The organism is Pseudobutyrivibrio sp. ACV-2 (assembly GCF_900107545.1).
GTDB lineage: Bacteria > Bacillota > Clostridia > Lachnospirales > Lachnospiraceae > Pseudobutyrivibrio.
The window spans coordinates 1-13,867 of the sequence record NZ_FNQZ01000031.1 but is presented as its reverse complement, the minus strand read 5'-3'; the positions used below and the strand labels follow the sequence as shown (position 1 = coordinate 13,867).

Genomic DNA, 13,867 nt, shown 5'->3' with positions numbered 1-13,867 from the left:
AGTGGAGATGCACCTCGACACGAAAAATCATGTACTCCACTGGAAAATCGTGCTCGTGGAAAGGCTCGTAGACACGAAAAATTATGTACTATACTGAAAATACGTGCTAGTGGACAGGTTTACCGACACGAAAATCAGATATTTCACTGAAAATTCGTGCCAGTGGAGATACACCTCGACACGAAAAATCATGTACTACACTGGAAAATCGTGCTCGTGGAAAGCCTCGCAGACACGAAAATGATATATTTTACCGGAAATTCGTGTTAGATGAGAGGTACCTCGACACGAAAAATCAAGTACTCCACTGAAAATACGTGCTAGATGAGAGGTTTACCGACACGAAAATCATTTACTTTCACTGCAATTTCGTGCTTAGAGGTGGGCACAAACATGTAAAACTTCAGAAAATAAAGCCAATTAAAGAGCGTAAAAAGAAATAGAAATGTCTGTTAAAGAAAGTTTGGTGCCTCGTATTACAGAATTGTTACAACGCAAACCCTTGATTTATAAGAGTTTGCGGCATTGAACGGTGTCAGAACAAGAAACAAACCCGGAAGTCTATCACAGGCTGCCTAGTAGAATAAACACCTTGATAAAAATAAAGAAAGAAGACTAAGATAATATAATTCTTTACTAATGCTTCTAAACAAGAGTACTTCAAAGTACTAAAAAACTTTTTCAATTTTTCGAGATAGGGCGACTTGAGACGGCAAGGAGCCCTATTTCACATTTGATTTAGTTTGTTTGATTTCGTCGATATCATTAACTACTAAGAAGTAGGATGCATTAACATCATGGGGCAGCTTGTAGTTTGTCCCTAATTTATATTATATGGATAATAGTATAAAATGGGTGTTGTAACAGAGCTTGATGGCGGATCAGATGTTTCAAGCCTTTGAATAATATGTAATGCATAATTATAATATGTAATATATTATAAAAACTCTTGGGCTAGACATCCATAAAGCTCTAGCTAAACCAATAGGGAAGATAAATATCTATGTTTAAGAAGGTGATAAATATGAATCTAGAACAGGCACTAAAAAGGATAGAAGAACTTGAAAAGGAAGTGGATTCATTGAAGAATGAACTTAAGAAATATGAGAATAAAAGTCTTGGTGGGCGCCATAAACATGATGACAAATGGCAACAGAATTTTGAAGAGTGGTCATCATTGTATGAAAAAGGAACCCCAATTACCGAGATAATGAGTTCAACAGGGATGAGTAGGCGTACATATTATCGATATAAGGCATATTATGAGGGACTTCAGAAAATAAAGCAAAAATAGAAATTCAGTGTCAAAAATAAGATTGACACACTGCTTTTTGAATAGTATCATAGTGTCGCAAAATAAAAATGGCACAGCTTGTTGTTTTTATTTTTATGAGATGTTATTATTAAGGAGAGATATAGAAATAGATGCAAAATGATACTATTCAGCGAGAAACGGATGCTGAAGTTGAAGAACTTGTTGACAACCTTACACTATTCGATGATACATTAATGAGTAAGGTCTTTGATAATAATGTTCCTGCTGCTACACTTTTATTACAGATTATTCTAGAACGTGATGATATCAATGTAATTAAGGTAAAAGGGCAGGAAGCATTAAAAAATCCGCATCCAAAGGGACGTAATATTATTTTGGATATACACGTTGTAGATAAGAACGGTGTTGAATTTGATGTGGAGGTTCAAAGGAATACTGAAGGATCTCATCCTAGAAGAGCTAGATTTCATGGAAGTATGATGGACACAAGGATGCTCAAGGAAAAGCAACCCTTTAAAGAATTAAGAGATGCTTATGTTATATTTATTTGTCAACATGATAAGTTTAAACAGAACAATCCGATATACCACATAGATAAAATAATTAGAGAGACTGGAGAGCTATTTGATGATGGTGCCCATATTATCTATGTGAATGGTAAATACCGTGGAGATGATGCTTTTGGAAAGCTTACTCATGATTTTAACTGTAAATTATCAAAGGATATGTATTACAAAGAATTTGCTGAAGGAGTTAAGCATTTCAAGGAAGATGAGAAAGGACGTTATGATATGTGTGAAGCAGTAGAAAAGTATGCAGCTAAACAATCGCAAAAAAGTGCAGAAGCTAGTAGAATAGCAACTTTAGCTAAATCTGTAGAAATGGTCATGCATAACACATCGGTTTCGTTGGAACAGGCTTTTGATATATTGGAAGTTGTTGATAAAGATAGACAACTAATTGTTGAGAAACTTGCGATAATAGAAAAGTAATTGGATTTGATAATAATATCTACCCTTGCCGTTTCTGGTTTGGGTAGTTTTTTATTTATGAAAATATTACTTGTAAAACATCATTAAAAGAAAACTATTAAAATCTAACCACGCAAAATCAAATCGCGCCTAAGACATACATTGGTGCCTGTCCCCATGACTGTAGAAAGATATAGCTTTGATGACAGCATGCCTAAGAGGGATGAAGATTTTTAAGAAAATAGTGCCGGCTGGCCTAAAGCGTGGGAGGTGTTTAATTTGGTAAAAGAAGGTTACGGTGAACAATCTGATGGATTAACTGGACAGGATAAATAGTAGGAATGAAGCATAGTTATAAAAATGCATGCATTGTAGAAAAATGAATGTTTACATAACAAAAACTCTATGGTATAGTAATCTCCATTCAAATGCATAAGTGCATCTAGGTCGTGTCGACCAAATTCCCATATAAAACATATTACATTGAGGGAGTTATGAAAGAGTTTTGGCGGAAGCTTTTGTATATCAAGGTAGTATTCTGGTTTTTCTAACATGGTACTTGTGTATTTGAAAAAATCAGGAGATAGTACGTTTATTGAAAAAATTATAAACAGGGTATCGCAGATAAAATCCAGCGAGAAAGTTGGGGTGAGATATATGCAGAGATGGGAAGAAGAAGCAATTATAAAGCATGATGCGCATGAGGAAGGAAGAGCAGAAGGAAGAGAAGAGGGAAGAGAAGAAGAACGCTTGGTCTCTGTCAAAAACGTCATGCGTAGCTTCAAAGTAACTGCAGAACAGGCCATGGAGTCATTGGGGATACCAGAGGGTGAGTATGAAAAGTATTTATCGAAGCTATAGCAGCTGATTTAGCGTTGAGAAATGCTGTAGATATTTTTTGTCCCTTGAAATGTTTGATTTTAGAGGATGTAGGTTTTTTGTTGGCCTACATCTTTTTTTACGGAATATACATAAAGTGATGTTGATAAATAAACAATATTGATCGTGACTTTTGTGGAGAGGTTAGAAAAACTCCCCTAGATACGCAGTTCTAATTGACTAACCCCATCCGCTTAGCGTTATTATATAAACAGGTTGAAACAAAGAGTAGGAGGGGGCTTATGACAAACATATTTGGAGATAGCACTAAAAAGCTGGGGTTTGGTTTAATGCGTTTACCAAGATTGGATCCAAACAAAGAGGATTCTATTGATGTTGAAACTCTAAAGAAAATGGTGGATACATTTATCGACAGAGGATTCACATATTTTGATACTGCATGGATGTACTGTGGCTTCAAGTCAGAAAATGCCACCAAGGAAGCTTTGGTAGATAGATATCCAAGGGATAAATTCACACTTGCAGATAAGCTCCATGGTGGATTTTTCAACAAGCCAGAGCAGATGGATGAAATCTTCAATAAACAAATGGAAAAGACTGGGGTTTCATATTTTGATTATTATCTTCTTCACGACATAGGAGAGGACCATTATAAAAAATATACTGAGCTTGGAAGCTTTGATTGGATTACAAAGAAAAAGAAAGCTGGCTTGGTAAAGCACATTGGATTTTCATATCATGATAGAGCAGAGCTTCTTGATAGAGTTCTTACAGAACATCCAGAGATGGAATTTGTACAGCTTCAGATTAATTATCTTGATTGGGAAAATGAAGCCATTCAATCTCGTAAATGCTATGAAGTCTGCGTGAAACATGACAAACCAGTTGTTGTTATGGAGCCGGTAAAAGGTGGAACTCTTGCAAATGTACCAGATGCTGTGACAAATTTATTTAAAGGCTACGATGTAAATGCTTCAATCCCATCTTGGGCAATCCGTTTCGCCGCATCCCTTCCAAATGTAAAGATGGTTCTTTCCGGCATGGGAAATGAACAGATGCTTCTTGATAACACAAGCTACATGGCGGATTTTAAACCTCTATCAGATGAAGAATTAAAACTTGTGGAGCAGGCAAGAAATATCATTAATGAAACCATTGCCATTCCATGTACAGCCTGTGCATACTGCGTCGATGGCTGCCCAAAGAATATCCCGATTCCTAAATATTTCTCCCTATATAATGCTGAAATGCAGGAATCGAAAGATAAAGGCTTCACCATTCAGCGTGAATACTATGAAAGACTTACAGCCAATTTTGGCAAAGCCAGCGACTGCATTAAATGCGGCAAATGTGAACATATTTGCCCTCAACATCTACCAATCAGAGATAATCTTGAATTGGTAGCTAGACAGTTTGAATAGCACTAAAAATTTTATTGAAGATGAATTATAAATGGGGATATTTATGAAAAAAATAAGTGAGATACTTGGTAAGTATATGGCGTGGATTGTTTTGTTCATTGCCATTTTGGCATTGCTTTCACCAAAGACTTGTTTGTGGATTCAAACAGGATGGATAAATTATTTATTAATGCTTGTAATGTTTGGAATGGGTACGACTATGAATCTGTCCGATTTTTCGGTTGTGTTCAAGAGACCAAGGGATGTTATGATAGGTTGTTTATCACAGTTTATAGTAATGCCTTTCCTTGCTTTTGTTCTTGGAAAACTTTTCGGTCTTGACGATGAACTCCTTGCCGGTGTGGTGCTTGTGGGAACATGCCCAGGGGGAACATCTAGCAATGTCATAACCTATCTGTCAAAAGGGGATACAGCTATTTCTATAGGAATGACAAGTATAAATACATTACTAGCTCCAGTTTTAACCCCGGCATTAACATATATTTATCTGAGAACTACCGTAAGTGTTAATGTTATGTCGATGTTTTTATCTATCATTCAGGTTGTAATCATTCCTATTGGACTGGGGTTATTGATAAATAAATTGTTTAGAAATCTCTCAGGGAGAGTAAATGATTTTTTGCCTACAATATCATTGACTGCCATTTGCCTAATTGTGGCGTCAGTTGTGTCACATAACAGTGAAAAGATACTGGCTACCGGGTTAATCATATTTGCAGTTGTGATAATGCATAATCTGCTTGGATATTTATGTGGATATTTGATTGGCGTTCTGTTTAAAATGGACCTTCCGAGAAAGAAGGCAATTGCCATAGAAGTAGGTATGCAAAATTCTGGTCTTGCCACAACACTTGCAACCTCTGCTTTTCCAAATCTAACAATGGCAACAGTTCCAGGAGCTGTTTTTTCTGTCTGGCATAACATTTCAGGTGCAGTGCTTGCAGGAATTTTTAATAAAATATGAGTTCAAGCCTTTGCTACAGTGTTTATGTGGCAGAGGCTTTTTTGATACAAAGTTCAATGAAAGAGACTGTAGATCTTGCGTAGGGCTGATGTGCTGATTTTTCTGTTCTGAGTATAATGTTATCTAAGATAGTTGCTTAGCAAAATAAAGACGATATAATAACAATCTTGACTTGAAAAATATAATGTGTGACAAATCGCAATACTCACAAAAAAACTCTTTTTATCGGTTTGATTTTGGGAAGCATTAGGATACTGAAGCTGATATATTGATTTCCGCAAAAGAAAAGGAGTAATAAATATGAAAAAAAGAGTTTTAAGAATTTTAGCTGCAGCTCTTGTGGCTTCAACTATTCTCGTTAATCCTATCGTTTCAGAGGCTGGTTCAATTCTTCCAGCAGGCGGAGATACAAATTATATTCTTCACACCGAGACAGATTTTAAAATCATGGATATGGTTTACAAAATGCAAAATGGTGAGACCATAACTATGGAGAATGCCGCTCAGATGGCTACACTTACAAAGGTTGGTTATGCAGATTATCAGACAGCTGGTCCTATTTCTATCACAGAAGGCAGAATGACTTATAATACATATTGGGGTTCTGAGGACAAGGAAGTGTATGTGGTTGCACTTTCAGGAACAGAAACAATTGTTGAAAATCAGACTACAACTATCAAAGAAGATCTTTTATCAGGATTTGAATTATGTAACGAGTACAAGTCAAATGTTAAAAATGCCATAATTGATAGAATTCCTGCAGGCAGCAATATCATTCTTGCGGGTCACAGTCTTGGTGGAATGGTTGCACAGCAGATTGCAGCTGATAAGTATATCAAGGACAATTATGAAGTTTTAAATACAGTCACATTTGGTTCTCCTCTTATCCAGGGCTTTACTCGTGAAGGTATGGTAAAGAGACTTGGTGATACCAGTGATAAGAACACATTCTACAGTATTTCTTCACTGCTTAATATTGTTTGGCAGTATGCCGGTGTTAATCATGAAGATGGTGGTTATAATGGAGATTCTGCAGCTGCACATTGTGATAGCTACTTACGTGAAGATGTTTGGGGAAGCTACGATTGCGCTGGTGAGAAGCGAGGAAGTGTTATAGGTATAGAAACAGGTAGTAGAATGCTTACTTTAAACTTTGCTACTACATCATTCTATACTTCCCTTTATGGCACAACATCAGTAGCTAGAACATCAATTCTTCCTAAAAAGACACCAGCTGAGAGCTACGACTTAGCTAAAAAGGCAGTTGCTGATGGATATATGTCTGAGGATGTTTTAGGTAAATTTACAACTTTTGCACAGGAAACTGATATGGATTCTGTTGAAACAGAAGTTGCTGAGGTAATGGAGTCTGAAACAGAAGTAGTTGAAGCTGACATTACTGAGAATGCCAGAATTGAAGAAACAGACCTTGTAGAAGAGGTTGTTGATGCAGAAGTAGTTGAAACTGATGCTGTTGAGGCAGAGGCCTCTGTTGCTGATGTTGAAGCAGAAGTTGTTGAGACTGAAATTATAGCAGAATAAATTGCTCTTAATAATTAGTAAAAAATAGCAATTAAAGAAATAATTAGCCTGTAAGCTGTCCTAATAATAGGACAGCTTACTCTGTATTCTATACTTGTAAACAAATAAGAGTAAAGAATACGGAGGTTTTAAAATGAAAAACAGATTAGATAAGGGACTCATTCTCTCTTTTGCAGGACTTTCACTTTTATTTTCAGTAGGCATTATTTTTTTTATTTTATTTATCTTCAATATCGATATAGCAGAGCACACAACAGGGATTGTAGGCTCTTATTCAGGCATGTCGGGGGTTATATGGCTCATCCTTCTTTGCCGAAATTGTTGACTATATTTTGAGCATTCTCTATAATAAAATTATCTATATATAGTAGGGTATAAGGGGAGTGATAGCAAATTCTTGTGTTATCACTTGCCGCAGGAAATGGAAGGTAATTTGTTATGAAGAAAATAATTAATAGAACTTTAAGTATTGTAGTTATGGCAATGCTAGCTTTTGCTATGAATATTGTGGTTTTCGCACAGGGTACCACTATGATTGCTGTATCAAAAAGTTCACCTGCGGTGGGTGACTCTGTCACGGTTTCTGTTACTGCCTCAGAATCAGGCACCATTACCGTAAAATACACATCTAGTATGTTAAATTTTGTAAGCAGTAATGCATCCGGATATTCTACTTCAGGCAATACTGTTACATTTAATGGTACATCAGGCGATATTACATTTAACGCAGGTTCTGCAGGTACTGCTTCAATTATAGTTTCATCATCTACCTGCTCTGGAAGTAGTACAACACTTGCTATTGGTGGTGGAGCTGCTCCTGCTCAGCCAGAGCCAGCTCCACAGGAGCAGGCTGCACCAGCTGAAGAGGCTGTAGATGCTGAAGTTGCAGTGGAGGAGACTCCTGCTGAAACAACAGAGGAAGAAACTACAGTTGAGACAACCTCTGTGCCTACATCAGGAGCAGTAGGTACACTCAATGCCGACGGTGGCTTCGATATTGGTGGTGTTGCATACGTGGTATCAGAGAGATACTCAGACAACGAAATGCCATCAGGTTTTTCGAAAAAGACTATTCAGATTGGCTCAAGCACATATAGCGAGCCTGCAAATGATAGCATTACACTTTTATATTTAAAGCCTGCTGATAACATCTCAGGTTCAGGTGTATTCTATCTTTATAATGCTGAGTCGCAGACTGTTTCGCAGTTCCTTATGCTTGATGCAGAAAATGACACAATTATCATTTCTTCATCTGAATCAGCACCATCTTCAGCATTTACTCAGACAGCGTTGGAGGTTAAAGGTGGAACTACACCAGCGTATACTGTAGATGGTTCAGAATTTTTCTATGTATATGGTACAAATAAAGCTGGCAACACAGGCTGGTTTGTATACGACAGCGCAAACAAATCTGTAGCTAGAATGGATGAAAGTGTTCTTTCTGCTACAACTGTTTCAGGTGCAGACAGTGAGTCTAATACTGCCAATGACAGTGTAGATATTTACGTTAATAAACTTGACACATATCGAAAGGTTATAATGGCACTTATCGTACTTTGTGTCATATTGGTATTTATAGTTATAAATACTCTTCTAAAGTCTAAGGGCAAAGATGACGATGATTTTGATGGAGATGTATTTGCATCAAAACCATCTAAACCTGCTAAAAAGCTTCCTCGTTCAATAGTATTTGGCGGCTTGAAAAAGAACCGCAACGATGAAGAATACGAAGAAGATGATGAAGCATACGACGAAGAATATGATGATGAATACGAAGCTGAGGAAGAGGATGATCCATCATCATATACCATTACTGAATCTGTCTCTAGCTATGAGGCTAGAAGGAATTCTAGCTTGAATATGATGGATCTTAATGACTTATAAAAGGAGAACCAAATGGAATATTCAAAACAGGCAAAACGAGCTATTACAGGTGCATCTAAGCTCTCGAAGTCTTTGCAGCATAGTTATGTAGGTACCGAACACCTCCTTATATCTATTATTGAACAGGAGAATTCTCTTGCTGCCAAGGTTTTGAATTCTAACGGAGTAGATAAAGATGCTCTCATTAAACTTGTAGAAGAACTCATTTCCCCAGGAGGAGATGTAGCTCTTCAGGAACGTGATGGCTATACGCCTAAAATGGAACAGCTTCTAATCCATGCCGAGGAAGAGGCTGACAAATGCAGTTCAAAAACAATAGGTACTGAACATCTATTGCTTGCCATGATTCGCATGCAGGATTGTTCAGGTGCCAGATTACTTAATTCTCTCGATGTAAATCCGCACAAGCTATTCTCTGAACTTGTTGCTGGTATGGGAGCAGAGGGAGCAGTTTACAAAGAAGAGATGCAGGCCATGACAAATGGCAGAAACAAGAAAAATGAAGTCTCTTATCTTGACCAGTTTTCCCGCGATCTTACAGCAATGGCAGAAGACGGTGAATTAGATCCTATAGTCGGCCGTGATTCTGAAATACAACGTGTAATACAGATACTTTCCAGACGCGGTAAAAACAATCCATGTCTTATAGGTGAGCCTGGAGTTGGAAAAACCGCTATAGTTGAAGGCTTGGCTCAAAGAATTGTTGAGGGGAATGTCCCTGAATCGATTTCTGATTTAAGAGTTCTTTCGCTAGATCTTTCAGGCATGGTTGCAGGCTCTAAATATCGTGGCGAATTCGAAGAAAGAATTAAAAAAGTTATCGCGGAAGTAATTGAAGAAGGAAATATACTTCTTTTCATAGACGAAATACATACACTTATTGGTGCTGGTGGTGCGGAAGGTGCAATCGATGCATCCAACATCTTAAAACCAGCTATGGCTCGTGGCGAAATCCAAATTCTTGGAGCAACCACCATCACTGAATACAGAAAATACGTTGAAAAAGATGCTGCTCTTGAGCGTAGATTTCAGCCAGTAATGGTTGAAGAACCATCAGAAGAAGAAACTATTGAGATTTTAAAGGGTATTAGATACCTTTATGAAGAACACCATGGTGTTTCTATTCCAGATGAAGCAGTTGTAGCTTGTGTAACTCTCTCAGAACGTTATATAGCAGACCGCTTCCTTCCTGATAAAGCGATAGATTTGATGGATGAAGCAGCAGCTTCTCTTAAGTTATCATTTGTTAAAAAAGTTACAAAAGACGATACTCTGGTAAATCAAATTGCCCAGCTTGCAGAGGAAATGGAATCTGCTATTATTTCTGGTGATATTACTTTGGCAAGTTCATTAAAAAAAGAAAAGGACGAGCTTGTTGCCAAGAAAGAGGCTGAAGACAAGAAAAATTCTCGCAAACGTAAATCAAAGCCAGCTGTCCTCACAGAAAATGACGTTGCAACAGTTGTAGCACTATGGACGAAAATCCCTGTTGCTAAATTGACTGAACAGGAGTCTGTTCGACTTCGAAAAATTGAAAGTATTTTACATAAACGAGTTGTTGGTCAGGAGGAAGCAGTTTCAGCAGTTGCCCGTGCGGTTCGCCGTGGTCGTGTAGGCCTCAAGGAAAAAGGCAGACCTATTGGCTCATTCCTATTCCTTGGCCCTACAGGTGTTGGTAAAACAGAAATATCTAAAGCTTTGGCTGAAGCAGTTTTCGGAACAGAAAATTCCATGATTCGTGTTGATATGTCTGAGTATATGGAAAAGCATTCAGTTTCTAAAATGATTGGATCCCCTCCAGGATACGTTGGTTATGATGAGGGGGGGCAGTTATCAGAAAAGGTACGTAGAAATCCATATTCTGTCATCCTTTTTGATGAAATAGAGAAGGCTCATCCGGATGTATTTAACGTTTTACTACAGATACTTGACGATGGCCATGTTACAGATTCTCAAGGAAGAAAGGTAGACTTTAAAAACACTATCATCATCATGACATCAAATGCCGGAGCACAGGCTATTATTGAACCAAAGAAACTTGGTTTTGCTTCCAAAGAAGATGCCAGCAAAGATTATGAGTTCATGAAAAATGGAGTAATGGAAGAGGTTAAGCGTATATTTAAACCTGAATTCTTAAACCGTATAGATGAAACCATAGTATTTAGAGCGCTTACAAAGGAAGATATGAAAGAGATTGCTGGTCTTCAGGTTAAACAGTTTATTGATAGATGCAAAGAGCAGATGGATATTAATGTTAATATTCCAGCAACTGTTAAAACCTGGATTGTGGATAAGGCCTATGATCCTAAATATGGCGCGCGTCCAATCCGTAGAAAGATTCAAACTGCACTTGAAGATGTTATGGCCGAAGAAATATTGGCAGGTAAAATTAAACCATCTGACAATATAAAAGCTAAAATACAGAAAGACGTTGTAGTTTTTGAAAAATGCTAATTTTATTTACGCCATTTATTGTTAAAAATAAATTCCTTTGTTATAATTAAAATCAACAAAATCTCGGTGACAATCTGCGTGTGCAGAGCATAGGAGGAGCAAGAATGGCTGTAATTAGCGAATTAATTCGCAGTGAGGCAGATGGCAGCATCAGCTTTGGAGATTACTCTTTAGCTGACAAGAAAAAGCTTGAGGATTTCAAGCATGAAGGGGATTTATACAAGGTAAAGACCTTCGCTGACATCACAAAACTCGAGAAAAACGGTATGTTTGTCTACGAATCAGTACCTGGAACTGCAGTTGAAAACTTCAATTGTACTTCTGACTCTTTAAGCTTTACCGTAGAGGGTAAGGACGATGCTATGATTACCCTTGAACTTGAGCCAGAACAGGAATATGACATTACCGTAGGTGGTGTCGCAGTTGGCAGAATGAAGACCAACCTTGGAGGCAAACTTAATCTTTCAGTGGAATTAGACCCTGGAAAATCGGTTGAAGTGAATGTCAAAAAAGCATAAATCAATTTAATATGAATTTATAAATCTTCCCATTTTTACATGGGAAGATTTTTCTATAAATAATATTTTCAGATGTACGATAAGGAGTGAATATATGCCCAAGAAAAATGTTTCTGTATTTTTCTGTCAGGAATGTGGTAATGAGACTTCAAAGTGGGCCGGAAAATGTCCAGCTTGTGGTGCGTGGAATAGTCTTGTAGAAGAAATAGTGGATAAAGCGTCGGTAAAACAACGTGCAAAAGTATCAGATGTAAAACCTACAAAAATAATTGATGTTGCCACATCAAATGAAGCGAGAATTTCAACAAATATAGATGAATTTGATAGAGTACTTGGTGGAGGAATTGTTCCTGGTTCAATGGTTCTTGTCGGAGGAGATCCTGGCATAGGCAAATCTACTCTATTACTACAGACATGTAGACAACTATGTCTTGCAGGAGTAAATGTTTTGTATGTTTCTGGAGAAGAATCACTCCAACAGATAAAAATTAGAGCAGACAGAATAGGCAATTTTAATGATAAACTTGACTTACTATGTGAAACTAATCTCGACACTATAAAAGCTGTTGTTGAAAGAGAAAAGCCTACTGTATTAATTATTGACTCAATTCAAACAATGTATAACGAAGCGGTTGGTTCAGCACCTGGTTCTGTTTCACAGGTTAGGGAATCTACAAGTGTTCTCATGGAAATATCCAAAGTTCAGGGCATAGCAACCTTCATAGTAGGACATGTTACTAAAGAAGGTACGGTTGCAGGTCCTCGTGTGCTGGAACACATGGTTGATACAGTTTTATATTTTGAAGGTGACAGGCATGCATCTTACAGAATTTTGAGAGGTGTTAAAAACAGATTCGGTTCTACAAATGAAATAGGTGTATTTGAAATGCGCGATACAGGTTTAGAAGAGGTGAGAAATCCATCTTCAGTCATGCTCGACGGAAGACCGGAAAATGCAACAGGGTCTATTGTCACCTGTTCTGTAGAGGGTACAAGGCCTATTCTCGTAGAAATTCAATCATTGGTAAGTAAGACTGCTTTTGAAATCCCTAGACGTATGGCTACAGGCTGTGATTACAACAGGGTAAATTTACTTGTAGCCGTATTAGAACGTATGCGTGATGCTAAAGCCAATAAATCCTGTGGTATATTTCTTGGCAGATCTGATATTTATGTAAATATTGCCGGTGGTATTAGAATCAATGAACCTGCAATTGATTTAGCTATAGCGATGGCTATATACAGCAGTGAAAAAGATATTTCTATTGATGCTAAAACTCTTATCTTTGGTGAAATAGGATTATCTGGAGAAGTGCGTTCCGTATCAATGGCAGAACAACGCGTGAATGAGGCAAAAAAGCTTGGTTTTGAAAAAGTGATTATTCCGTTTGCTAATGAGGCGTCTGTGGCCAATATTAAAGGTATAGAAGTAGTAGGGGTTGCAAATGTAAAAGAAGCTGTGGATGCACTAACCCGCAAGAATTAACAAAAATTGAAATAGTTTTATCAATTGCTTTATTGTCTATGAATTGTTGCAATTCACACAAATTAGTACCTGTTTTAAAATAGATTTACTTTAAAAATTCACAGAAAATTCGTTGACACAAGGGTGTACGGGTGATATCATAAGTTTCGTTCCGCTGAGAGCGGTAAACGATTATAAACAGTAAGTTTTCACAGATTGTTTATAAAATTAAAGAAAAAAGTTGTTGACAGTTAGCTGGTATCGTGGTAATATAAACGAGTTGCTGCTGAAAGCAACAAATAAGAAGATTGATAACTGAACAGTGAAACAAACCTTGAATTAATACAAGTTTTCAGAAAACATGTATCCTTGAAATTCATTTAAGTTTCTTAATGAAACGAAACCTTTATTAGTAAACAAGTCAGTTTTATACTGATTCGGAATTAAACTTTTTAACATGAGAGTTTGATCCTGGCTCAGGATGAACGCTGGCGGCGTGCTTAACACATGCAAGTCGAACGAAGCAGTTTAT

General features: G+C 37.3%; 11 protein-coding genes and 1 rRNA gene. All 12 read left to right on the top strand.

The window, feature by feature from the left end; all coding sequences use genetic code 11:
* The first annotated feature begins 1,024 nt into the window (after window positions 1-1,024).
* Window positions 1,025-1,294: a helix-turn-helix domain-containing protein gene (locus BLV53_RS16270; protein WP_242879136.1), complete on the top strand. Its 270-nt coding sequence runs from the start codon at window positions 1,025-1,027 to the stop codon at window positions 1,292-1,294.
* Between the two features lie 131 nt (window positions 1,295-1,425).
* Entirely contained in the window at window positions 1,426-2,268 is an 843-nt protein-coding gene (locus BLV53_RS16265) for a PD-(D/E)XK nuclease family transposase (RefSeq protein WP_090302695.1), read from the top strand.
* Between the two features lie 546 nt (window positions 2,269-2,814).
* Window positions 2,815-3,108: a hypothetical protein gene (locus BLV53_RS16260; protein ID WP_170830909.1), complete on the top strand. Its 294-nt coding sequence runs from the start codon at window positions 2,815-2,817 to the stop codon at window positions 3,106-3,108.
* Between the two features lie 260 nt (window positions 3,109-3,368).
* Window positions 3,369-4,508: an aldo/keto reductase gene (locus BLV53_RS16255; protein ID WP_090302693.1), complete on the top strand. Its 1,140-nt coding sequence runs from the start codon at window positions 3,369-3,371 to the stop codon at window positions 4,506-4,508.
* A gap of 43 nt (window positions 4,509-4,551) precedes the next feature.
* Entirely contained in the window at window positions 4,552-5,472 is a 921-nt protein-coding gene (locus BLV53_RS16250; RefSeq protein ID WP_170830908.1) for a bile acid:sodium symporter family protein, read from the top strand.
* Window positions 5,473-5,772: 300 nt separating this feature from the next.
* Window positions 5,773-7,014, top strand: coding sequence for a lipase family protein (locus tag BLV53_RS16245; protein WP_090302691.1), 1,242 nt, complete (start codon window positions 5,773-5,775; stop codon window positions 7,012-7,014).
* Between the two features lie 133 nt (window positions 7,015-7,147).
* On the top strand, window positions 7,148-7,339 hold the full coding sequence (locus tag BLV53_RS16240) for a hypothetical protein (RefSeq protein WP_090302690.1): 192 nt from the start codon (window positions 7,148-7,150) through the stop codon (window positions 7,337-7,339).
* Between the two features lie 113 nt (window positions 7,340-7,452).
* Window positions 7,453-8,898: a hypothetical protein gene (locus tag BLV53_RS16235; RefSeq protein WP_090302689.1), complete on the top strand. Its 1,446-nt coding sequence runs from the start codon at window positions 7,453-7,455 to the stop codon at window positions 8,896-8,898.
* Between the two features lie 12 nt (window positions 8,899-8,910).
* On the top strand, window positions 8,911-11,352 hold the full coding sequence (locus tag BLV53_RS16230; RefSeq protein ID WP_090302688.1) for an ATP-dependent Clp protease ATP-binding subunit: 2,442 nt from the start codon (window positions 8,911-8,913) through the stop codon (window positions 11,350-11,352).
* Window positions 11,353-11,456: 104 nt separating this feature from the next.
* Complete coding sequence (locus BLV53_RS16225) at window positions 11,457-11,870, top strand: endosialidase (RefSeq protein ID WP_090302687.1); 414 nt, start codon at window positions 11,457-11,459, stop codon at window positions 11,868-11,870.
* A gap of 94 nt (window positions 11,871-11,964) precedes the next feature.
* Complete coding sequence (gene radA / locus BLV53_RS16220) at window positions 11,965-13,356, top strand: DNA repair protein RadA (RefSeq protein WP_090302686.1); 1,392 nt, start codon at window positions 11,965-11,967, stop codon at window positions 13,354-13,356.
* A 432-nt stretch (window positions 13,357-13,788) separates the two neighbouring features.
* Window positions 13,789-13,867 (top strand): 16S ribosomal RNA (locus BLV53_RS16215); the annotation flags it as partial.